Origin of the sequence: Lysinibacillus sp. C5.1 (assembly GCF_016350185.1) — a bacterium.
GTDB lineage: Bacteria > Bacillota > Bacilli > Bacillales_A > Planococcaceae > Lysinibacillus > Lysinibacillus sphaericus.
Window position 1 is genome coordinate 953,964 of record NZ_CP066226.1, and the last position, 23,063, is coordinate 977,026.

General features: G+C 39.2%; 19 protein-coding genes. 18 read left to right on the top strand and 1 reads right to left on the bottom strand.

The annotated features are described in order from the left end of the window. Positions 1-58: 58 nt before the first annotated feature. Entirely contained in the window at positions 59-1,237 is a 1,179-nt protein-coding gene (locus I5435_RS04370) for an AraC family transcriptional regulator (RefSeq protein ID WP_337983311.1), read from the bottom strand. Between the two features lie 245 nt (positions 1,238-1,482). Here I5435_RS04370 and I5435_RS04375 point away from each other — a divergent pair, with 245 nt between their 5' ends. The 18 genes from I5435_RS04375 to opp4B all read left to right on the top strand — a co-directional run bounded on the left by I5435_RS04375 (position 1,483) and on the right by opp4B (position 23,050). Continuing rightward, complete coding sequence (locus I5435_RS04375; protein WP_024362123.1) at positions 1,483-1,812, top strand: DUF485 domain-containing protein; 330 nt, start codon at positions 1,483-1,485, stop codon at positions 1,810-1,812. Between the two features lie 23 nt (positions 1,813-1,835). Next, positions 1,836-3,404 (top strand): sodium/solute symporter, encoded by a 1,569-nt coding sequence (locus I5435_RS04380; RefSeq protein WP_024362122.1) that lies wholly within the window; start codon positions 1,836-1,838, stop codon positions 3,402-3,404. A gap of 807 nt (positions 3,405-4,211) precedes the next feature. Next, a complete protein-coding gene (gene lspA / locus I5435_RS04385; protein WP_024362121.1) occupies positions 4,212-4,691 on the top strand; it encodes a signal peptidase II in 480 nt (159 codons plus the stop codon). Further along, a complete protein-coding gene (locus I5435_RS04390; protein ID WP_337983312.1) occupies positions 4,688-5,599 on the top strand; it encodes an RluA family pseudouridine synthase in 912 nt (303 codons plus the stop codon). The genes lspA and I5435_RS04390 overlap by 4 nt, the downstream gene beginning before the upstream one ends. Positions 5,600-5,877: 278 nt before the next feature. After that, on the top strand, positions 5,878-6,420 hold the full coding sequence (pyrR, locus tag I5435_RS04395; protein ID WP_024362119.1) for a bifunctional pyr operon transcriptional regulator/uracil phosphoribosyltransferase PyrR: 543 nt from the start codon (positions 5,878-5,880) through the stop codon (positions 6,418-6,420). Positions 6,421-6,440: 20 nt separating this feature from the next. Continuing rightward, on the top strand, positions 6,441-7,751 hold the full coding sequence (locus I5435_RS04400; protein ID WP_024362118.1) for a solute carrier family 23 protein: 1,311 nt from the start codon (positions 6,441-6,443) through the stop codon (positions 7,749-7,751). A gap of 206 nt (positions 7,752-7,957) precedes the next feature. Next, complete coding sequence (locus I5435_RS04405; RefSeq protein WP_024362117.1) at positions 7,958-8,836, top strand: aspartate carbamoyltransferase catalytic subunit; 879 nt, start codon at positions 7,958-7,960, stop codon at positions 8,834-8,836. A gap of 1 nt (position 8,837) precedes the next feature. Further along, positions 8,838-10,115: a dihydroorotase gene (locus I5435_RS04410; protein WP_337983313.1), complete on the top strand. Its 1,278-nt coding sequence runs from the start codon at positions 8,838-8,840 to the stop codon at positions 10,113-10,115. Then, positions 10,115-11,215 (top strand): glutamine-hydrolyzing carbamoyl-phosphate synthase small subunit, encoded by a 1,101-nt coding sequence (carA, locus tag I5435_RS04415; RefSeq protein WP_024362115.1) that lies wholly within the window; start codon positions 10,115-10,117, stop codon positions 11,213-11,215. The genes I5435_RS04410 and carA overlap by 1 nt, the downstream gene beginning before the upstream one ends. Continuing rightward, positions 11,208-14,405, top strand: coding sequence for a carbamoyl-phosphate synthase large subunit (gene carB / locus I5435_RS04420; RefSeq protein ID WP_025218762.1), 3,198 nt, complete (start codon positions 11,208-11,210; stop codon positions 14,403-14,405). The genes carA and carB overlap by 8 nt, the downstream gene beginning before the upstream one ends. 1 nt (position 14,406) lies before the next feature. After that, positions 14,407-15,180 carry a dihydroorotate dehydrogenase electron transfer subunit gene (locus tag I5435_RS04425; RefSeq protein WP_024362113.1) on the top strand — a complete coding sequence of 258 codons (774 nt, stop codon included), beginning with the start codon at positions 14,407-14,409 and terminating at the stop codon, positions 15,178-15,180. After that, entirely contained in the window at positions 15,177-16,088 is a 912-nt protein-coding gene (locus I5435_RS04430) for a dihydroorotate dehydrogenase (protein ID WP_108029497.1), read from the top strand. Before I5435_RS04425 ends, I5435_RS04430 begins: the two co-directional genes overlap by 4 nt. Continuing rightward, complete coding sequence (pyrF, locus tag I5435_RS04435) at positions 16,088-16,798, top strand: orotidine-5'-phosphate decarboxylase (protein WP_024362111.1); 711 nt, start codon at positions 16,088-16,090, stop codon at positions 16,796-16,798. Before I5435_RS04430 ends, pyrF begins: the two co-directional genes overlap by 1 nt. After that, on the top strand, positions 16,795-17,424 hold the full coding sequence (pyrE, locus tag I5435_RS04440; RefSeq protein WP_025218764.1) for an orotate phosphoribosyltransferase: 630 nt from the start codon (positions 16,795-16,797) through the stop codon (positions 17,422-17,424). Before pyrF ends, pyrE begins: the two co-directional genes overlap by 4 nt. A gap of 788 nt (positions 17,425-18,212) precedes the next feature. Further along, positions 18,213-19,208, top strand: coding sequence for an ABC transporter ATP-binding protein (locus I5435_RS04445; protein ID WP_029747186.1), 996 nt, complete (start codon positions 18,213-18,215; stop codon positions 19,206-19,208). Between the two features lie 4 nt (positions 19,209-19,212). Next, positions 19,213-20,202, top strand: a complete 990-nt coding sequence (locus I5435_RS04450) for an ABC transporter ATP-binding protein (RefSeq protein WP_024362109.1) — start codon at positions 19,213-19,215, stop codon at positions 20,200-20,202. Between the two features lie 62 nt (positions 20,203-20,264). Further along, positions 20,265-21,992, top strand: coding sequence for an oligopeptide ABC transporter substrate-binding protein (opp4A, locus tag I5435_RS04455; protein ID WP_024362108.1), 1,728 nt, complete (start codon positions 20,265-20,267; stop codon positions 21,990-21,992). A gap of 92 nt (positions 21,993-22,084) precedes the next feature. Continuing rightward, positions 22,085-23,050 (top strand): oligopeptide ABC transporter permease, encoded by a 966-nt coding sequence (gene opp4B / locus I5435_RS04460; RefSeq protein WP_024362107.1) that lies wholly within the window; start codon positions 22,085-22,087, stop codon positions 23,048-23,050. Positions 23,051-23,063 lie beyond the last annotated feature (13 nt).

Sequence of the window (23,063 nt, forward strand, 5' to 3'; positions counted from 1 at the left end):
GATAAGCGAGGATATCTAGATGAATAGCTTTTAGGATACAAACATGCAAAAGTAACCTTTATTTAAACAATATTTCAATTGTGTTTCGGTAATCCGTTGGAGATATTCCTACATATTTTTTAAATGTAAGGCTGTAATAATTGGGTGTATTAAAGCCCGAGCTTGCTGCGATTTTTTCAATGGTGTAGTCAAATTTCCGCAAGTAGGGGAGTGTTTTGATAATGCGTGTATACGCTACATAATCGACAAAATTACGACCCGTTTCTTTTTTAAATAATCGGCTAAAGTGAGTAGGACTAAAATTAATAGATTTCGCTACATCGCTAATAACTAGCTGTTCATCGTAATGCTCTTCAATGTAGTGAATAGCCTTTTGTAGCTGTTCATGCTTCGTTAAATCCTCATAAAATCGTATATGAATATTATCGACGGGTGGCTTTCTACGTGCTTTTCTAGCTTGACTATAGGATTCTTTGACTTGCATAGATTGCAAAAAAACACCACCAATGCCCATAAAAAGATGGATACTATAATCGTTTTTCAATTGCTCGATTACTGTCAGTAAAGTAGTGACGCCCTCTGCCCAATGTTTAAAAGATGTATACGTTATAGGAATCCGCATTAGCAGTAATAAGTAACGCTCGAAATTTAAAAAGGACAACGGTGCTTTATCGGCAAAATGTTGACGAAAAACATTTGTAATTACACTACTAGCATCGTAAGGAATTGGTCGGTTTTGCTGAATATCTACGTAGCCTTGAATTAAGAAAACGATATTGGGAATACAGTCAGTTGATAAAAAGGAAGAGGCTTGTACAATTTCCTGTTCATTGTTGATTTCTCCCCGTATTAAGCGTCTTAAAAACGCTTCGCGAAACGGCGATGTATGATCTTGAGGGAATTGTTGCGAAAGTTCAAGCATCGTGACTGTACTTGCTTGCTGTTCTTTATGGGAAGTATAAAGCTTTTTTACAATTCGTAAAAACTTTTGTTTGTGCAACGGTTTTATAAGAAGTGCTTGTAAATTTAATTCAATGGCAATACCTGCCGAGTACGCTAGGTGTACTGCAACAATTGGGACAATAATACTGTTAGGATAATGTTTCTTTAACCGATTGACCTTAATCCAATCAAATAATCCCCTAATTTCATAGACGAATATAACTACCTCGTGTGCACGTGGTTGTGTACATTCAGTAAATGTGTTAGGGAGGAATTCTTCTAACCACCCTAGCATTTGCTGTTTTTCAATTGAATTCTCAACGTACCATACGACGCCTAAAATACTAAACAGCCCCTTTCTAAAGTCAAAAAATATAATGAAGGTTACTAGAAATATTTTAACTTAAAATAGCAATATTTTGTACTAATACAGCAAAATATTGTACCTATATTATTGGAAAAATAGAATAGAATAGTTGTAGTGAATAATAATTTGAAATTTCAGATAATTATTCGTCTATACAAAAGGGGGTTAGTAATATGGCAGGAAGTCATGATTACGAGTATGTAGAAGCTGGAACTGTAGATGTGAAAGATTTGCCACCGTTAGATCCGACAACACATAAAATTATGAAGGATGAGTTTACTACAGGATTTAGCTTAACGGTATTTTATTTTATTTTAATTTTTACTATTCCAGTAATGAATTGGTTTGCTCCTGAATTTGCGTTTAAGAAATTGTGGGGCGGTATGACCGTTACTTGGTTTGTCACGACAATCGTCATGATGTTGATGGCTTTTGTGATTGCCTTTGTGCATACGACATTGTATGAAAAGCGCTTGAAAAAATATGAGATGTCAACGAAGTAGTGCAACTTAAGGGGGTAGGTTGAATGTTAGAGACAATTTTAGAACCAAAAATGTTATTAACAATTGCCCTAATGGCAACGATTGTATACATTACGTATTTAACGAAAAAAAATACAACAGCATCTGATTTCTTCGTTGGGGGACGGAGCTTTGGATGGTTTACGAACGGTTCAGCTATCGGGGGAGACTATTTAAGTGCAGCTACATTTTTAGGGATTGCTGGTTTAACCTTTCAATTAGGCTATGATGGAGCCTATTATGCATTTTGCTTCTCGATTGGTTTGACGCTATTAGCCATTTTTGTTGCTGGGCCATTAAGAAGATTTGGTGCATTTACCGTAGCAGACTTTTTAGCCTATCGCTTTCATAGTAGACGAGCTCGTTTAGCCGCAGTCATTGTAGTTTTAGCCATTTCAGGTTTCTATGCGGCGCCACAGCTACTAGGCGCAGCACAAATATTAAGTATGTTCTTTGGGACTTCTTATGAATTTGGCATTATTTTTACATGTGTCGTGATGATTTTCTATGTAGGAATCGGTGGTATGAAGGGCACGACGATCAACCAAGCATTAGAGCTGTGGATTCGTCTAGGTGCATTCATTGTGATGCTTATTGCAGCGATGTATGGTGGCTTGCATTACGATAAAATTTTAGCAGCTATCAATTCCTTTAATGGACCTATTACTGGGACATCACCGTATGCCTTGGATGGAAGTGATATAAATTTTGATGGTGCCGCGTGGACGGGGACAGGCTTCTATTTCCCGACGTTTTGGCAAACGATTAGTATGACCATTGGTTTAGCATTAGGTACGATAGGGTTACCGCATATTTTATTGCGTTTTTATACAAATCCGAGTGCTAAGGCTGCACGTAAATCTGCTTTAATGGCGATTGGTATTGCGAGTGCATTCTTCTTGTTAGCCGTATTTTTAGGGGTTGTTGGTCGTGCTATTTTCATTTCAGGTACTGCGAGTGAGGAAGTAATGAGAGATCTAGTGCTTGGTGGCAATAACATGGTTATTCCAACAACGGCGCTTGCATTAGGGGGCGATTGGCTGCTCGGTCTTGTGATTGCAGGGGCATTTGCTGCTATTTTCTCTAACTTATCAGGATTATTTATTACTAGCTCTGGTGCATTAGCGCATGATTTATATGCTAGCTTTATGAAAAAAGATATTACACAAAAACAGCGTGTAGTTGCTGGAAAAGTGGCGATTGTTATTTTAGGTATTCTATATGGCGGACTTGGGTTACTCGTAAAGGATGCTTCCATCGGTCATTTAGTTGCTTTAGCATTTACGGTTGCCGCAAGTACATTTACACCAATCTTTATTTTAGGTATTTGGTGGAGAGGGATGACCGAAAAAGGAGCAATTGCAGGGTTAGTGATTGGTCTCCTTGTGTCGATGTGGATGATTTTCTTACCAGGGACACTTCCAAGTTTCCTACAATTCAAAATCCCTGGCATCGTAACAGTACCAGTCGGTTTCCTATCCGTTATTGTCGTGTCATTATTAGATCGTAAAGTACCTGCTGATGTAAACGATTTCATGAAGCGAGTGCACTCGAAGGAATCGGAAACTGCATAGATGATTAACATTTCACGTTTTTTCTTTTAGTGAAGATAGCATAGACGGTAGGAGGCTGGGACAAAAGAGAAAAAGTGTTAGATTGACTGCCATCAATCTAACACTTTTTTGCTGTGCCGTTGTGCCCGCGTCTAACATTATGTGCTGTTCCTGCCGGAGTCACCACCTCCGTTACCAACAACTAGTAACCCTTCTAATTTTTTATTTATTGCAAAAGTAAGAATAGCTAAGTTAGCCAGGTTCTCCATATAGCAAAAATTTATGAACACCTTTCCTCTGTTCCTTAAATTTTTCTAGTTATGTCCCAGCCTCCTATCGTTTTTTTACTTCTATAAAAATTGTATGAAAAACGTCCAAGCTTACTATATTATGACGGCTAAACTAAACAGTGAGACCGCTATTGAAAAGCGTTAATCATCTTGATGTATTTTTTAAAACCAAAACATCATATTAGCAGTCGATACTAGTTGATTGGATTGGAAGGCGCGACACTCCAGCAGGAACAGCACGAGCTGAAAATCCATTTTTGCGGCGACAGCCGCAAAAATTAGTTGAAGCCGTGCCTGCGGAAAGGGAGCACCTGGAACGGAAATCAACGGTTTTCTATTTTTGCATGGAAAGCTTTCTCGAATAGAGGGACAACTCGTTGTTTATTAGGAAACGGCTTTAGTAGGATAGCGGAAAGCTACGATTTTTACTTTTGGGCAACAGCATGTGTTTCTGTCATATTTTCATGTTATATTAGTTATTGCTATATAAGCTCTTATGGTAGAATAGGTAGGATGTTGAGTGAACGGAGGAATAGCTGTGTATAAATATTATGGATTGGCCGTTTTTGTCATTATTCTTGATCAATGGACAAAATGGCTAATTGTGAAAAATATGGAGTTTGGTGAACGTATTGCCGTATGGGATCCTTGGTTTGGTATTTTATCGCATCGTAATAGAGGTGCAGCCTGGGGGATGCTTGAAGGGCAAATGTGGTTATTTTCTATAGTGACAATAGGTGTTATTATTGCCATCATTTACTTTTATCATAAAGAGGCAAAGGGCAAGCCTCTTTTTCAAGTGGGCTTAATGCTGTTATTGGGCGGTGCCATTGGTAATTTTATTGACCGTATATTTAGAGGAGAAGTAGTAGATTTTGCCGACGTATTAATCCCTATTATTAATTACGATTTCCCGATTTTTAATATTGCGGATGCAGCATTAACAATTGCCGTTGTCGTATTAATGATTGGTTTAATCGCCGAAGATAAAAAAGAAAAGAAACAGGTGAAACAATGACACAAGTATCATATACAATTGAAGAACAGCAACAAGGAGAGCGCATTGATAAAGCGGTTTCGAGTATACAGAATGAATGGTCTCGTACACAAATTAGCAATTGGATTACAGAAGGAATTGTTAAAGTAAATGGTGAAGCAGTAAAAGCAAAATACAAGGTGAAAGCAGGCGATGTTGTTGAAATCATCGTGCCAGAGGCAGAACCTTTAGACGTTATTGCTGAAAACTTAGACCTTGAAATCGTGTATGAAGACGCAGATGTACTCGTTGTCAACAAACCAAAAGGAATGGTGGTCCATCCTGCGCCAGGGCATCTGACGGGCACACTAGTAAATGGTTTAATGTATCATTGCACAGATTTATCGGGCATAAATGGTATCATGCGTCCAGGTATTGTACACCGAATCGATAAAGACACATCAGGTTTGCTAATGGTAGCGAAAAATGATAAAGCACATGAATCATTAGTTGAGCAGCTTGTGAATAAAACAGTCACACGTAAATATACAGCGCTTGTGCATGGACATATCGCTCACGATAAAGGGACAATTGATGCTCCAATTGGACGTGATCAAAAGGACCGTCAAAAACAAGCTGTTGTGGATAAAGGGAAACATGCGGTAACGCACTTCCAAGTAATTGAACGCTTCGGTGATTACACATTAGTAGAGTGTCGTCTTGAAACGGGACGTACACACCAAATTCGTGTCCATATGCAGTATATTGGATTCCCACTTGTTGGCGACCCAAAATATGGACCAAGAAAGACCATGGATTTTGGCGGACAAGTATTGCACGCAGGAGTTTTAGGATTCACGCATCCTACTACTGGCGAATATATGGAGTTTGAAGCACCACTTCCTGTTGATTATGTACAGATATTAGACGAATTAAGAAATAAGGATTGACGGATAATGAAAGAAGGTCTATACTAACGAAAGTGAATGAACGACTTTAACTTAATATTCACCTTTAATGGCAGTCCAGAGAGGCTGAGAAGGTACATGTGAACGTGTTGCTAAAATTTGTGCTGCAAATTTTTCCAACATGCTATTTAAACACGTACTCAACCCTCTCAGGCTATTCGCCTCGAGAGGTTTTTTTATGCCGTTTCAATGATGCTTCAGCAAGTAGGTAGCATCTGTAACAACCCGATGAACATCGATGAAAGAGAGGAGGACAAAAAATGTCAAAAAATGAGCTATTAGATGGGCCATCGATGACAAGAGCATTAACACGTATTGCACATGAGATTATTGAACGCAATAAAGGAATTGACGAATGTATATTAGTTGGAATTAAAACACGCGGTGCCTTCCTTGCAAGACGCTTAGCAGAACGTATAGAAAAAATCGAGGGTAAAGCGATTCGCACAGGGGAGTTAGACATCACCCTTTATCGAGATGACTTATCCACAAAGCATGAAAATGAGCAGGCACATGTTGAGCAAGTAGATATCGATTATGTGGTAGCCAATCAAAAAATTATTTTAGTCGATGATGTACTCTATACAGGTCGTACAGTTCGAGCGGCACTAGATGCAGTAATGGATTTAGGAAGACCCGCGCAAATTCAACTAGCAGTGCTAATTGATCGCGGACACCGAGAGCTACCAATTCGAGCGGATTATGTTGGGAAAAATGTTCCGACATCAGGAACGGAACGTATCGTCGTTAATTTACTTGAAGTTGATGGCGAAGATTGCGTCATTATTTATAAAGAAGACTAATAATAAAGTGAGGAAACGTCATGTCAAAGGCAGTATTAGATATTAATGATAAACCGACCCCAGTCCAATTGGTGACATTAAGTTTCCAACACATGTTTGCCATGTTTGGGTCAACGATTTTAGTACCACAACTGGTTGGGCTTAGCCCAGCAATCGCCCTTCTAACCAGTGGTATTGCCACATTGTTCTTCTTATTAATTACGAAGTTTCAAGTACCAGCCTATTTAGGTTCATCCTTTGCCTTTATCGCACCGATATTAATCGCTGCAGGTGGTTTAGATGACAATGGTTTAAGTGTTAATCCAGGTAACGCTATGATCGGAGCGATGGCAGTCGGGATTACCTACGGCATTGTGTCACTAATAATTTGGAAGAGCGGTTATAAATGGATTATGAAAATCCTTCCGCCTATCGTTGTAGGACCAGTTATTATGGTAATCGGTCTTGGCTTATCGGGAACAGCAGTTAACATGGCAATGAATGTTGACGGAGAATATAATTTGCTACATTTTTCAGCGGCACTTGTCACATTGTTTACAGCGATTATCTTTACCATCTTCTTTAAGGGGATTTTAAGTACAATGCCAATATTAATCGGCTTAATAGTAGGCTATGTCTACTCGATTTTTATCGGGATTGTCAACTTCGAACCGATTAAAGAGGCAAAAATGTTTGCACTACCACATTTTATTATCCCAGGTGTAAATTATGACTTTACCATTACATCGACAATTTTACTCGCGATGGTACCGATTGTGATTGTAACCATTTCAGAACATATCGGTCACCAACTTGTATTAGGAAAAGTAGTCAATCGAGACTATATTAAAGAACCGGGCTTACACCGTTCTTTACTAGGTGATGGCTTTGGGACCTTGATTAGTGCATTTATTGGTGGCCCACCAAAAACAACATACGGTGAAAACATTGGTGTCCTTGCCATTACACGAGTTTACAGCGTATATGTCATAGCAGGTGCGGCAGTCGTAGCGATTGTGCTGTCATTCTTCGGGAAAGCAATGGCGGTTATTGCAACGATTCCAACAGCAGTTCTTGGTGGTGTTTCCATCCTACTGTTTGGTATCATCGCATCAAGCGGTTTACGTATGCTAGTAGACAACCATGTGGACTTTGGTAACAGCCGCAATTTAGTAATTGCCTCTGTTATTCTCGTAATTGGTATCGGCGGTGCGAAATTTATCGTCACAGAATCATTAAGTTTAGAAGGCATGGCGTTAGCAGCGATTATCGGTGTTGTACTAAATGCAATTCTACCAGGTAAAAAAGAAGCTGATATACCAGTACCATACGATCAAAATAATCAATCATAGTAGTACCTTTTAATGAATTGTCCAGAGAGGCAAAAAAAGGGAAGTTGTGGACAAGCAATAAGTAAGCAATAGTCTTACTATAGTTTGTCACGCCTCCTTATGCCTCGCTGATGACATCAGCGGGGCTTTTACATAATTTAGACAAATAAATAATGAAGGACGTCATACATAGACGTTCATGACACACAACCTAATGGAGGTACATGATGAAGAACTTATTATCAATGGAACATTTAACAACTGAAGAGATTAACCGCATTTTACATCGTGCGCAGGCGTTTGAAAATGGCGAAACATCATCGTTATCTCGTGCTTATAACGTAGCAAACTTATTTTTTGAACCGAGTACACGTACGAAGACAAGCTTTGAGATGGCAGAGCGCAAAGTAGGCTGTACGGTTATCCCGTTTGACGCAAGCTTTTCAAGTGTAACAAAGGGTGAAACATTGTACGATACAGTCAAGACGTTAGAAATGATTGGTATGGATGCGGTCGTTATCCGCGCCAAAGAAGATGAATATTATAACGAGCTACTAGAAGGCATCAATGTTGCGGTTATAAATGCAGGAGATGGCGCTGGTCAACACCCATCCCAATCATTACTGGATCTGTACACGATAAAAAAAGAGTTTGGTTCTTTTGAAGGGTTAAATATTACAATCGCCGGAGATATTTCTCATAGCCGTGTAGCAAAATCCAATGCATCCGCGTTACAGCGGTTAGGGGCAAATGTACATTTTCTTTGTCCAGAAGAATGGGCAGGGGATTTTAAATCACATCATTCTTGGGACGATTTAATCGAAATAAGTGATGTCATTATGTTACTTCGTGTACAACATGAGCGTCATAAAGTAAATAAAAGCTTCTCAAAAGAAAGCTATCATGAAGAGTATGGCTTGACAGTAGAACGAGAGAAGAAAATGAAGGACACAGCAATTATTATGCATCCAGCGCCAGTAAACCGCGATGTAGAAGTTGCATCAGAGCTAGTAGAATGTGAACGGTCTCGCATCTTTGACCAAGTACGCAATGGTGTATACACACGAATGGCAATAATTGAAACGATCTTACAAGGGAGAGAATAACATGACGAAAGTACTTCAAAATGTACAAATGTTAAATGAACAAGGTGAATTGCAAACAGTAAATATCGCCATAGTAGATGGCAAAATTACTGCCATTGGACAAGAGGTCAATGTAGCTGGTGCAGAAATAATCGAAGGAAATGGTTTAGTTGTTGCACCAGGGTTTGTGGATGTGCATACACATCTACGCGAACCAGGGTTTGAACATAAAGAAACAATAGCAACAGGTTCAGCATCTGCTGCAAAAGGCGGTTTTACAACAATTTGTGCCATGCCAAATACAAAACCAGTGCCTGACACGGTTGAAAACATGCAATTAATAAATGGGCTGATTCAAGAAAGTGCAGTGATTCGTGTACTACCATATGGCTCATTAACGCAGGATATTTCAGGGGAAGTTCGTACGAATATTAAAGAATTAAAAGCACATGGTGCAGTAGCGTTTTCCGATGATGGTGTAGGCATTCAGCTTGCATCCACGATGTATGAACAAATGCAGGATGCAGCAAAGCATGACATGGTTGTTGTCGCACACTGTGAAGATAATTCATTAATTTATGATGGTGTTATGCATGAAGGCAAGCGTAACAAAGAGCTAGGTTTACCAGGTATTCCGTCCATTTGTGAATCTGTCCAAATTGCACGCGATGTTTTGCTTGCAGAAGCGGCAGGGGCACGCTACCATGTGTGTCATGTTTCAACAAAAGAATCAGTGCGTGCAGTACGTGATGCAAAAGCAGCAGGCATCCGCGTCACAGCGGAAGTTTGTCCTCACCATTTATTACTTGAAGAGATGGATATTCCATCTGATGATGCAAACTGGAAAATGAACCCGCCATTACGAGGTGCAGATGATAAGGATTCTCTACACGCAGCACTACTTGACGGCACGATTGACTGCATCGCCACAGACCATGCACCACATACAATAGAAGAAAAATGCTGTGGCATGGTTGGTGCACCATTCGGCATCGTAGGCTTTGAAACAGCCTTCCCGCTGTTGTACACACAATTTGTTGAAACAGGGAAATGGACTTTAAAGCAATTGGTCGATTGGATGACTGTAAAAGCGGCACAAATTTTTGACTTACCATATGGAACGTTAGAAGTAGGGGCTTCGGCAGACATGGTTTTAATTGACTTACAGAAAGAACAAACGATTGATGCAGAAGGATTTGTATCAAAAGGTCGCAATACACCATTCAATGGTTGGGTTGCAAAAGGTTGGCCAGTCGTAACAATTTTTGAAGGTAATATCGTATACCAGGAGGCAGAGTAATGAAAAAACGTTTACTTATTTTAGAAGATGGCACAGTATTTACAGGCACAGCGTTCGGTAGTGAGCGAGCTTCACAAGGTGAAGTCGTATTCACTACGGGGATGACAGGATATCAAGAAACGATTTCAGATCCTTCATTCTATGGACAAATCGTAACGTTAACATACCCACTTATCGGTAACTACGGTATTAATCGTGATGATTTCGAATCAATCACACCGGCAATTCGTGGATTTGTTGTCCGCGAACTAGCAAAAACACCGTCGAATTTCAGATGTGATTTAACAGTTGATGAATACTTAACATCAAAAGATATCCCAGGGATTGAAGGTATTGATACACGTAAACTAACACGCATTATTCGTAGCAAAGGTTCTGTTAAGGCCATTTTGACTGCGGCTGACGAAGAAGTAAATGTAGAAGAAATTGTGGCAAAACTACAAGCAACACCAGCAATTACACATCATGTGCGCGAAGTATCACCGAAGGCTGCCTACCCATCACCAGGTCGTGGCAAACGAGTAGTGTTAATTGACTACGGTATGAAACACGGTATTTTACGTGAATTAAACAAGCGTGATTGTGATGTCCTTGTTGTACCATACAACACACCAGCAGCAGAAATTTTAGCATGGCATCCAGATGGTATTATGCTGTCAAATGGCCCTGGTAACCCAGAGGACGTGGCAGAAGGTATCGAAACAGTACGTAATTTAATCGGAAAAGTGCCAATGTTCGGTATTTGCTTAGGTCACCAAATCTTCTCATTAGCAAGTGGTGCGAAAGCATTTAAATTACCATTCGGTCACCGTGGTGGGAACCATCCAGTCAAAGATTTACGCACAGGACGTACAGATTTAACATCTCAAAACCATGGCTATGCAATCGATATAGAATCATTAAAAGATACAGATTTAGAATTAACACATGTCGCTTTAAATGATGGTACTTGTGAAGGTGTCCGTCATAAGAAATATCCAATCTTCACAGTACAATATCACCCAGAAGCATCACCAGGACCAGAAGATTCAAACCACTTATTTGATGAATTCATTGAAATGATGGAAGCAGAAGCAGGGAAGGGGAAACAACATGCCTAAACGTACAGATATAGAAACTATTTTAGTAATCGGGTCAGGTCCAATCGTCATCGGACAAGCAGCAGAATTTGACTATGCCGGAACACAAGCTTGTCTTTCATTAAAAGAAGAAGGCTACCGCGTTATTTTAATAAACTCAAACCCTGCAACAATTATGACAGATACAGAAATTGCAGACAAAGTATACATTGAGCCAATCACACTTGAATTTGTCTCACGCATTTTACGCAAAGAGCGCCCAGATGCCATCTTACCTACACTAGGTGGTCAAACAGGGTTAAATATGGCGATTGAATTAGATAACTCTGGTATTTTAAATGAGCTAAATATCGAAATTCTTGGTACAAAACTCGATGCTATTCATAAAGCTGAAGACCGTGATTTATTCCGTAACCTGATGTATGAACTAGGTGCTCCAGTACCGGAATCAGATATTATTCATAACTTAGATGAAGCGAAAAACTTTGTTGCAAAAATCGGTTATCCAGTAATTGTACGCCCTGCATTCACACTTGGCGGTACAGGCGGTGGTATTTGTTATAACGATCAAGACCTAGAAGAAATCGTTACATCAGGTTTAAAATATTCACCAGTTACACAATGCTTACTTGAAAAATCAATCGCTGGCTTTAAAGAGATTGAATACGAAGTAATGCGCGATGCGGCTGACAATGCCATCGTAGTTTGTAACATGGAAAATGTCGACCCTGTAGGGATTCATACAGGTGACTCTATCGTCGTAGCACCAACACAAACACTTTCTGACCGTGAAAACCAAATGTTACGTAATATCTCATTAGATATTATCCGTGCACTAAAAATTGAAGGTGGCTGTAACGTACAGTTAGCACTTGATCCATATAGCTTCAATTACTATGTCATCGAAGTAAACCCACGTGTATCTCGTTCATCTGCATTAGCGTCAAAAGCAACGGGTTACCCAATTGCCAAGCTAGCAGCAAAAATTGCAGTAGGTTTAACATTAGATGAAATCAAAAATCCAGTGACAGGTTCAACGTATGCTTGCTTCGAGCCAGCACTAGACTACATTGTCGCAAAAATTCCACGCTGGCCATTCGATAAATTCGAATCAGCAAAACGTAACTTAGGCACACAAATGAAGGCAACTGGTGAAGTAATGGCACTTGGTCGTACGTTTGAAGAAGCTATGCTGAAAGCTGTTCGTTCTCTTGAAACAGGTCAAGTACATTTAGAGCTAAAACATGCAGAAGATAACTCTGACTCTTGGATTGAAAAACGTATCCGTAAAGCGGGAGATGAGCGTTTATTCTTCATCGGTGAAGCATTGCGCCGTGGTGTAACAATCGAGCAAATCCATGAATGGTCTGCAATTGACTTATTCTTCTTAAATAAATTTAAAAACATCGTAGATATGGAGCAAACACTTGCTAACCATAAAAACGATAAAGAAATATTACGCACTGCAAAACGTCTAGGCTTTGCTGATAAAAAAATTGCCGAGCTATGGGACACAACACCAGAGGCAATATATGCGTACCGTAAAGAAAACGGCATTATCCCAGTCTACAAAATGGTTGATACATGTGCAGCAGAGTTTGAATCTGAAACACCATATTTCTACGGTACTTATGAGGAAGAAAACGAATCCATCAAATCTGATAAACCATCCGTGATTGTATTAGGTTCGGGTCCAATCCGTATCGGTCAAGGGGTAGAGTTTGACTATGCAACAGTACACTCTGTATGGGCAATTCAAGAAGCAGGCTATGAAGCAATCATTATTAACTCAAATCCGGAAACAGTATCAACGGACTTCTCGATTTCAGATAAGCTATACTTCGAGCCATTAACAATCGAAGATGTTATGCATATTATCGATTTAGAACAACCAATTGGTGTAGTTGTCCAATTCGGTGGTCAAACAGCCATTAACCTTGCTGATAAATTAGCTGCAAATGGTGTGAAAATTTTAGGTACATCATTAGAAGATATCGACCGTGCAGAAAACCGCGATAAATTCGAACAAGCTTTACATGCATTAGACATTCCACAGCCTCCAGGTGAAACAGCAGTTTCAACGGAAGAAGCACTTGCCATTGGCGAACGCTTAGGCTTCCCAGTGCTAGTTCGTCCTTCGTATGTACTTGGTGGACGTGCAATGGAAATTGTTTATAACGAACAAGAATTACAACACTATATGGAAAACGCTGTTGAGGCATCACCAGATCACCCAGTACTCGTAGACCGTTACTTAACGGGGCAAGAAATTGAAGTCGATGCGATTTGTGACGGTGAAAATGTTTTAATCCCAGGTATTATGGAACATATCGAACGTGCAGGGGTACACTCTGGTGACTCGATTTCTGTATACCCACCACAAAAATTAACACAAGCGCAAAAAGATACATTAGTGGATTACACAACGCGTTTAGCAAAAGGTCTTGGCATTATCGGCTTAATGAACATCCAGTATGTTATTTCCCAAGGTGAAGTGTATGTCATTGAGGTAAATCCTCGTTCATCTCGTACAGTACCGTTCTTAAGTAAAATTACGAACATCCCAATGGCGAACATTGCAACAAAAGCCATTCTTGGAAAATCAATCGTAGCACAAGGCTACCCAACTGGCTTAGCGGCAGAGCAAAAAGGTGTATTTGTTAAAGTACCAGTATTCTCATTCGCTAAATTACGCCGAGTGGACATTACATTAGGACCTGAAATGAAATCGACAGGGGAAGTAATGGGGAAAGATGCAACATTAGAAAAAGCACTTTATAAAGGCTTAGTTGCAGCAGGTATGGAAATTCGCACAGAAGGCACAGTATTATTCACTGTATCTGATAAAGATAAAGAAGAAGCAATTGCGCTTGCCAAACGCTTTTCAACAGTAGGCTACCGCATTGTAGCGACGGAAGGTACTGCACAAGCATTTGAAGCAGCGGGTGTTCGTACTGATGTAGTAGGTAAAATCGGTGCCAAAGGACAAACGTTACTTGATTTAATTCAAAATGGTGAAGCACAGTTAGTAGTGAACACATTAACAAAAGGCAAGCAACCGGCGCGTGATGGATTCCGCATTCGACGTGAGTCTGTAGAAAATGGTGTGCCTTGCTTAACTTCTCTAGATACAGCAGAAGCAATGCTACGTGTAATTGAATCCATGACATTTACAGCAGAACAAATGCCGAAAGCGGAGGTAGTACATTAATATGATTCGTCAAGAGAAAATGACGGTCGTCTCTCAAAAGCAAATTGCGACAAACATTTTCGAATTGACACTTCGTGGTGAACTGGTTCAGGATATGACTCCTGGCCAGTTTGTCCATGTAAAGGTGTCAGATTCATTGGAGCCGCTTTTACGTCGACCTATCAGTATTGCAAATATAGATAAAGACAACAGTGAATTTACCATGATTTATCGTGCGGAAGGTCGAGGAACAAAGGTGTTAGCGACAAATCGTGAAGGGCAGCTAGTCAATGTCCTTGGCCCAATCGGTAATGGCTTCCCAGTTGATGCTGTAAAGACAGGTGGGACAGCATTATTAGTTGGTGGCGGCATCGGTGTACCTCCTTTACATGAGCTGTCAAAACAACTTAATGCACGTGGTGTGAAGACTATCCATGTATTAGGCTTCCAAACAGAGGATGTATGCTTCTACGAAGAGGAATTTAACGCACTTGGTGAAACGCATTATGTAACAGTCGATGGCTCAAAAGGAACAAAGGGCTTTGTGACCAACGTTTTAGAATCACGTGCACCAGAATTTGATGTGTTCTATTCTTGTGGTCCTCTACCGATGTTAAAAGCTTTAGAAGGTTTCTATCCTGAAAAAGAAGGCTATTTATCTTTTGAAGAGCGAATGGGCTGTGGTATTGGTGCTTGCTTCGCGTGCGTATGTAAAACAACAGATCAAATTGATAAAGACTATGTCAAAGTATGCTCTGACGGTCCAGTATTCCCGAAAGGTACGGTGGCATTATGAGTCGTTTAAATATCCAATTACCTGGCTTAGATTTAAAAAATCCAATTATGCCAGCTTCAGGTTGCTTCGGCTTTGGTCGGGAGTATGCGCAACTGTACGATTTATCGATACTTGGTGCGATTATGATTAAAGCAACAACTGTAGAAACAAGACCTGGCAATCCGACACCTCGTGTAGCGGAAACAGCAGCAGGAATGTTAAATGCTATTGGCTTACAAAATCCTGGTATTGAAAAAGTAATGAATGAAGAATTAAAGTTTTTAGAAGGCTATGATGTGCCGATTATTGCCAATGTAGCGGGAACGGAAACAGCAGATTACGTGGAAGTAGCACGTCGCATCTCAGCTGCATCCAATGTCAAAGCACTAGAACTTAATATTTCATGCCCGAACGTAAAATGTGGCGGTATTCAATTCGGTACAGATCCAGCAACAGCAAGAGATTTGGTTGCAGCTGTCAAGGCAGTGTCGGAAGTACCTGTTTACGTGAAATTATCACCAAACGTTACAAATATCGTAGAAATCGCGCAAGCTGTGGAAGCAGGTGGAGCGGATGGTATTACGATGATTAACACATTAATCGGCATGCGCTTACATGAACGTACAGGTAAACCTGTCATTGCCAACGGTACAGGGGGCTTATCAGGTCCTGCAGTAAAACCGGTTGCTATTCGCATGGTATACGAGGTGTATAAGGCAGTCAATATTCCGATTATTGGGATGGGTGGCGTAAGCGAAGCACAAGATGTAATTGATTTTATGTCTGCTGGTGCATCAGCAGTTGCGGTTGGAACAGCCAATTTTGTCGATCATTTTGTTTGCCCGAATATCATTGAGGAATTACCTGCAAAGCTTGACGCTTTAGATGTAGAACATATTACGGATATTATCGGAAGGAGCCATCGTTAATGAATACAAAACCAATTCTAGCACTTGATTTCCCAGGAGAAGCAGAAGTTTTCAAGTTTTTAGCACATTTTCAAGAGCCTCTTTTCGTCAAAATTGGTATGGAGCTTTATATGCAAGAAGGTCCAGATATTGTCCGCAAAGTGAAAGATTTAGGTCATGATATATTTTTAGACTTAAAGCTACATGATATTCCTAATACGGTTGGCTCAGCGATGAAGGGCTTAGCTAAATTAGGGGTTAATTTAGTCAATGTCCATGCAGCGGGCGGGCGACCAATGATGGAAGCTGCACTCGAAGGTCTGGAAGCAGGGACACCTGCAGGTCAAGAGCGCGCAGCATTGATTGCCGTGACACAACTAACATCCACTACGGAAGCGCAAATGCAAGCAGAGCAAAAAATTGCGTTAACATTGCAAGAATCGGTATTGCACTACGCGAGCTTAACAAAACAAGCTGGCTTAAATGGTGTGGTTTGCTCGGTACATGAAGCACAGGCAATTGCTGAAGTGTGCGGCCAAGACTTTTTACGTGTCACACCTGGTATCCGTTTAGCTGGTGGTGACGCTCACGATCAGAAGCGCATCGCTACACCTGATGGCGCCAAACGTGATGGTTCTTCTTTAATCGTAGTAGGCCGTGCCGTAACAGGTGCGCAAGATCCAGTAGCAGCATATAAAATGGTAAGTGAACTATGGGAGGCATCAATATGACATTACAAAACGAAATCGCACACGCTATGCTTAAAGTAGGCGCAGTCGAATTAAATCCAACAGAACTTTTTACATGGGCATCAGGTATTAAATCTCCAATTTACTGTGATACGCGTCTAACAATCTCTGACCCAGTTATCCGTAAACAATTGGCAAATGGCTTAGCAGCGATAATTAAAGAAAACTTTGAAGGTACAGAAATCGTAGCTGGTACGGCCACAGCAGGTATTCCACATGCTGCATGGGTAAGTGATATTTTAGACTTACCGATGGTCTATGTACGTTCAAAAGCAAAAGAACATGGTCGTGGCAATCAAATTGAAGGAAAATATGCTGCAGGACAAAAAGTCATCGTAGTAGAAGATATTGTGTCAACAGGTGGTTCTTCCATTACAGCAGTTGAAGCTTTACGTGCAGCGGGTTGTGAAGTATTAGGGGTTGTATGTGTTTATACGTATAACCTACCACGTGCTGAACAAGCGTTTGATGAAGCGGGCATAAAGTACGTATCTTTAACAAACTTCGATTATTTAATTGAAGCAGCGAATGAATCTGGTGCCATTAAAGAAGATGATATTCCATTTTTAAAAGATTGGCATGCAAAACTTAAAGCTGGAGAATTATAATCGCACTTTTGACTAGCTATAACGAATCTGTTTAATAAAGAATAATGAAACGATCACGGTTATGATAACCTGTGGTCGTTTTTTTATTGGAAAGGAACTGTGAAGGATAGAAATATAAAAATTAAATACGTGGAGATGTATGTTAAAGAAAAATCATGAAAATAAAGTTTTCTAATGTAATAAAAATCGCTTTTTAACATTAATGCTTTAAAGGGAAAAATTATATATTAATAATAATTGATTATTAAAAATAAACAGAAAATTAAATTAAGTCCAATAATAATCAAGTTTACCAAATAAAAGAATGCGGTGGGTGAAGAAGTTAGGATTGTGCAATCCCGTTATTTATTATATTTAAATAATAAAAAACTAATGAAAAGTAGAACAGATAAATAGATTAGCAAATATTTCATTAGAATTAATTTGTAAAATAAAAAAATTTTTGTAATAGTTGTACGGTTTATTATGTATATAACATTATGAAGAGTTGTAAAAAAACTCTTGATTAAATGTATTATTTCTAGATAAAATAGCCGTATAGATAATTTTCAGATAATTCTATAAGTAAATAGTAAGTTATTTTTTTGTTTATACTGTAAAAAATTTATTAATATGTATTTAAATTCAATATAATAAAAACTATTAATTATTTGAGTAGAAATAATTTTGAAATAAGTTTAATCTGTTTCAAATCTTTTTTCTGAATATTGAATCAGGAAAGTTTGGACATCGCTAGTTTTTACTACATATTTCTATTTAGAAAAAATTTACGAAGGTGTGATGATTAAATGAATTTAATGCTCGAAGTAAAGAATCTAAAAACTGGTTTTGATATAGAAGGAGATATTTATCATGCAGTCGATAATGTGTCGTTTTCCGTCAAGCCTGGCCAAATTGTAGGGATTGTAGGGGAATCCGGCTGTGGTAAAAGTGTTATGTCATTGTCAATTATGCAGCTACTGCCACAAGGAATTGGCAAAGTTACGGGTGGAGAAATAAAGTTCCAAGGCCAAAATATAGAAAATTATTCAAGCGATGAAATGAATAAAATACGAGGAAAAGATATTAGTATGATCTTTCAAGAGCCTATGACATCTTTAAACCCTGTATTTACAATTGGTAATCAGATTGAAGAGATTTTATTGAATCATCTGTCAATCTCCAAAACAGAAGCAAGGCAGCAAGCCATCGAATTGTTAAAAAGTGTAGGCATCCCTAGACCAGACAAAATTGTAGATGAATATCCTCACCAATTATCCGGAGGGATGCGACAAAGGGTGATGATTGCGATTGCGATTGCCTGCCATCCAAAGCTGTTAATTGCCGATGAACCGACTACTGCACTAGATGTAACTGTGCAAGCACAAATTCTGGAGCTGCTGAAAAAAATTCAAGAGAAAAATGACATGTCTATTATTTTGATAACGCATGACTTAGGGGTAGTGGCAGAAATGTGTGATGAAGTCATCATTATGTACGCTGGGAAAATTGTAGAGCGCACGAATGTAGATAATCTGTTTTATAACCCACAACATCCGTATACAAAGCTGTTAATGGCATCCATTCCTCGTATTGATTTAGAGGTGAGTGAGTTAACAACAATCCAAGGCATTGTGCCATCATTAAAAAACATGCCTACTTTTGGCTGTCGCTTTGCCGATAGATGCCCGTCTGTAAAACCTGAGTGTAGTACAGTAACGCCACAGCTTGCACAAATGGCTGATGGTCATGAGGTTTCGTGCTTACTATATGAAGGTTGCTATCCTAAAGAAAGTGTGAGGTAACAACATGACAGAAACAACAAGCAAACAACGTAAAGAAAACTTACTTGAAGTGAACAACCTAAAAACTTATTACCCGATAAAAGGCGGGTTTATAAAAAAGACAGTCGGACATGTGAAGGCGGTAGATAATATTTCTTTTTCCATCAAAAATGGTGAAACACTAGGATTGGTTGGGGAGTCAGGCTGTGGTAAATCAACAACTGGGCGTACTATTATTCGATTGTTAGATTCTACAGAAGGACAAATCATTTTTAATGGTCAGGATATTACGAAATTACAAGGCAAATCATTAAGAGAGATAAGAAAAGATATCCAAATGGTATTCCAAGATCCTTATGCATCATTAAATCCAATGCAAATGGTTGGCAGTATCGTAGCGGAGCCCATTATGAATTTCCATAACAAAACGCTCAATTCATTAAAAGGGGAAGTCGTGGAGTTATTACGCAAAGTAGGCTTACCTGAAGATGCCTATTATAAGTATGCGCATGAATTTTCAGGAGGGCAGCGTCAGCGAATTGGTATTGCGAGAGCCCTAGCTCTTAAACCAAAACTAATTATCGCCGATGAACCTGTTTCTGCTTTGGATGTTTCCGTTCAATCTCAAGTTTTGAATCTATTAAAAGAATTGCAGGATGAGTTTGATTTAACCTTTTTATTTATTGCGCATGATTTAAGTGTTGTGAAGCATATGAGTGATCGCATTGGCGTGATGTATCTAGGAAATATTGTTGAAATTGCTAATAAGACGAGTATTTATGATGAACCATTGCACCCTTATACACAAGCGCTTATTTCCGCGATACCCGTACCGGATCCTCGCAAAAAAAGTACGCGCATTGTATTAGAAGGTGATGTACCAAGTCCCGCAAATCCTCCGACAGGATGTCCATTCCATCCAAGATGCCCTAAAGCTATGATGGAATGTTCCTTAACGAAACCAGTATTAAAGGAGGTGAAGCCAGACCATAACGTTGCTTGCCACTTATATTAAAAACGGCAAGAAAAAACAGGATACAATGCTTTTCAAAATAAAATTTTAACGGGGGGAAAAGAATGAAAAAGACAAAAACATTATGGTCACTGTTACTGATGCTTGTCATGGCTTTATTCCTAGCAGCATGTAATAGTGATTCAGGGACAACTGACAAAGATGCACAAAAAGATAAGGAAACGCCAGCGGCAACTACTGATGTTAAAGAAGGTGGCGTAGTTACATTCGGAACAGACCAAGCGCCAGAGGGCGTATTTGACCCTGCCTTTGCAGGAAGTATCGTAGATAGCTATATCCAAAATTTCATGATGGATGGCGTGTATGATGTAAATGATGAATTAGAATATGTACCAAACCTTGCAAAATGGGATATTAGTGAAGATAAATTAACGTATACGTTCAATTTCGAAAAGGGCGTAAAATGGCATAATGGTGAGGAACTAACAGGTGAAGACTGGGTTTTCGCATTAGAAACGTTAGCACACCCTGATTATGATGGTCCTCGTTTCAACTATGTTGAAGGCGTAAAAGGGGCAGAAGAGAAAAAAGCAGGCAAAGCAGATAAAATTTCAGGAATTGAAGTTGTAGATCCTTACACAATTAAAATTACTTTTAAAGAAGTGAAAATTAATAACTTAGAAAGCATTTGGCAATACCCAATGCCTAAGAAACATTATGAAGGCATTGCAGTAAAAGATTTAAGTGAATCAAAACAAGTGCGCGAAAACCCTGTAGGATTAGGCGCGTTTAAAGTGAAAAAAGTGGTAGACGGCGAGTATTCTGAATTAGAGCGTTTTGATGATTACTGGAAAGGGAAACCAGCGCTTGATGGTGTTATTGTAAAAGTAATTGACCCATCATTAGCTGCGGGTGCGTTCCAAAACGGAGAAATCGACATCATGGATATTAGACCACAATCTGTGAAAGAGCTTTCTGCATTAAGCAATGTACGTATCGAAGAAACAACTGGTGTGAGCTATTCTTATATCGGGCTTCGTTTTGGTCATCGTGATAAAGCTACACTTAAAAATGTAGCTGATTTTGATAAATTCAATTCAAAAGAATTACGTCAGGCACTATTATATGCTCTTAACCGTCCAGCAATGATCGATGCTTTCTTAGAAGGAAAAGCGAAAGTAGCAAACACAGTTATCCCAGTTACTTTCTGGACTGCTGCAGATGCTTCAGATTTAAATGCATACGAGTTTAATGTGGATAAAGCGAAAGAGCTGTTAAAAACAGCAGGCTATGTTGATACAGACGGTGATGGATTTGTTGAAGATCCAAAAGGTCAACCATTCAAAATTTTATTTGGTCACTATGCAGGACCAGCTGCATTTGAAGGTCGTTCACAAGCAATCATTCAATCTTGGAATGATATTGGCGTAAAAACAGAATTAGCAACAGGAAGCTTAGTTGAGTTTAACTTGTACAATGAAATGAAAGACAACGATGATGCAGCATTAGAGGCATTCTTCGGTTCTTGGAGCATGGGTTCTGATCCAGACCCATCAGGTTTATGGGCTAATGATGCAGAATGGAACTACGGTCGTTATGTAGATGCAGAGAATGACAAATTATTAAAAGAAGCGTTAAGTGAAAAAGCATTTGATAAAGACTACCGTAAAAAAATGTATGTTAATTGGCAAAAATACTTCAACGAACAATTACCAGCACTACCATTATGGGAAAATCTAGATTTATATGGTATTAACAATCGACTACAAGGTGTTCATATTAACGCTGTTGGATTCCAAACAGACGTTTATAAATGGCACATTGTTGAGTAAGTTAGTGCCTAATCAAGGCTGAGAAACCTACTACTATCAGGCTCGAATTGGAGCTTGATAGTAGTAAATTTTAATTGATAAGGGGACGTCACATGCTTCAATACACACTTCGAAGACTACTCGGCATGATTCCATTGTTACTCCTTATTTCGTTAGTTGTGTTCTTCTTAGCAAAAATGATGCCAGGAGATCCATTTGCGGGAGAAATTGATCCATCCAATACAAACCCACAATACATCGAGGAAATGAGAGAGAAGTTAGGCTATAATGATCCAATTATCGTGCAATATGGAAGATGGATGGCTAATTTTGTACAAGGGGATTTTGGCAAATCAACCGTTTATAAAAAACCTGCAGTGGAAGTGATTGCACAGCGAATTCCAAATACATTATTTTTAGCCATTACATCTTTAATTTTTACGTATATTTTTGCTTTTATCATGGGGATGTATGCAGGAAGAAAACCTTATACATTAGGTGATAATCTAATAGCTTCGTATAATTACCTAGCTTTAGCGATTCCGTCATTTGTTGCCGGCATTGTCGCTATTTATGTGTTCTCTTTCCAATTAGGGTGGTTCCCATTCAACGGCTCAGTTGGTGTAGGGCTGCAGGAAGGCACATTTGCTTATTATTTAAGTAGGGTCCATCATGTATTATTACCAGCCCTTGTTTTAGGATTAATGGGAACGGCATCCTACACACAATTTTTACGCAACGATATTATTGAAAACAGTCGAAAAGATTTTGTACGTACGGCAAGAGCAAAAGGAACAAAGGAATCAAAAATTTACAACAAGCATATTTTAAGAAATTCGATTATTCCGATTATTACTTTTCTTGGGTTTGACATCGCTACATTAATTAGCGGTGCGGTTATTACAGAAACCATCTTTACTTATCCCGGAATAGGTGCACTGTTCTTAGATTCCGTTGGAAGAAGAGATTATGCGGTCATGATGTCGATAACTATGTTACTTTCATTCTTAACACTTTTTGGAAATTTAGTAGCTGATTTACTGTACGGTATAGTAGATCCGCGAATTAGACTAGATTAGGGAGGGGAAATAT

What these genes read in the sequence shown, in the direction of transcription:
- pyrF (WP_024362111.1), top strand. Translation starts at nt 16,088, where the DNA reads ATGAATACAAAACCAATTCTAGCACTTGATTTCCCAGGAGAAGCAGAA.
- I5435_RS04425 (WP_024362113.1), top strand. Translation starts at nt 14,407, where the DNA reads ATGATTCGTCAAGAGAAAATGACGGTCGTCTCTCAAAAGCAAATTGCG.
- opp4B (WP_024362107.1), top strand. Translation starts at nt 22,085, where the DNA reads ATGCTTCAATACACACTTCGAAGACTACTCGGCATGATTCCATTGTTA.
- carB (WP_025218762.1), top strand. Translation starts at nt 11,208, where the DNA reads ATGCCTAAACGTACAGATATAGAAACTATTTTAGTAATCGGGTCAGGT.
- I5435_RS04370 (WP_337983311.1), bottom strand. Translation starts at nt 1,237, where the DNA reads ATGCTAGGGTGGTTAGAAGAATTCCTCCCTAACACATTTACTGAATGT.
- I5435_RS04390 (WP_337983312.1), top strand. Translation starts at nt 4,688, where the DNA reads ATGACACAAGTATCATATACAATTGAAGAACAGCAACAAGGAGAGCGC.
- I5435_RS04450 (WP_024362109.1), top strand. Translation starts at nt 19,213, where the DNA reads ATGACAGAAACAACAAGCAAACAACGTAAAGAAAACTTACTTGAAGTG.
- I5435_RS04405 (WP_024362117.1), top strand. Translation starts at nt 7,958, where the DNA reads ATGAAGAACTTATTATCAATGGAACATTTAACAACTGAAGAGATTAAC.
- I5435_RS04410 (WP_337983313.1), top strand. Translation starts at nt 8,838, where the DNA reads ATGACGAAAGTACTTCAAAATGTACAAATGTTAAATGAACAAGGTGAA.
- I5435_RS04380 (WP_024362122.1), top strand. Translation starts at nt 1,836, where the DNA reads ATGTTAGAGACAATTTTAGAACCAAAAATGTTATTAACAATTGCCCTA.
- I5435_RS04375 (WP_024362123.1), top strand. Translation starts at nt 1,483, where the DNA reads ATGGCAGGAAGTCATGATTACGAGTATGTAGAAGCTGGAACTGTAGAT.
- pyrE (WP_025218764.1), top strand. Translation starts at nt 16,795, where the DNA reads ATGACATTACAAAACGAAATCGCACACGCTATGCTTAAAGTAGGCGCA.
- pyrR (WP_024362119.1), top strand. Translation starts at nt 5,878, where the DNA reads ATGTCAAAAAATGAGCTATTAGATGGGCCATCGATGACAAGAGCATTA.
- I5435_RS04430 (WP_108029497.1), top strand. Translation starts at nt 15,177, where the DNA reads ATGAGTCGTTTAAATATCCAATTACCTGGCTTAGATTTAAAAAATCCA.
- carA (WP_024362115.1), top strand. Translation starts at nt 10,115, where the DNA reads ATGAAAAAACGTTTACTTATTTTAGAAGATGGCACAGTATTTACAGGC.
- I5435_RS04445 (WP_029747186.1), top strand. Translation starts at nt 18,213, where the DNA reads ATGAATTTAATGCTCGAAGTAAAGAATCTAAAAACTGGTTTTGATATA.
- I5435_RS04400 (WP_024362118.1), top strand. Translation starts at nt 6,441, where the DNA reads ATGTCAAAGGCAGTATTAGATATTAATGATAAACCGACCCCAGTCCAA.
- opp4A (WP_024362108.1), top strand. Translation starts at nt 20,265, where the DNA reads ATGAAAAAGACAAAAACATTATGGTCACTGTTACTGATGCTTGTCATG.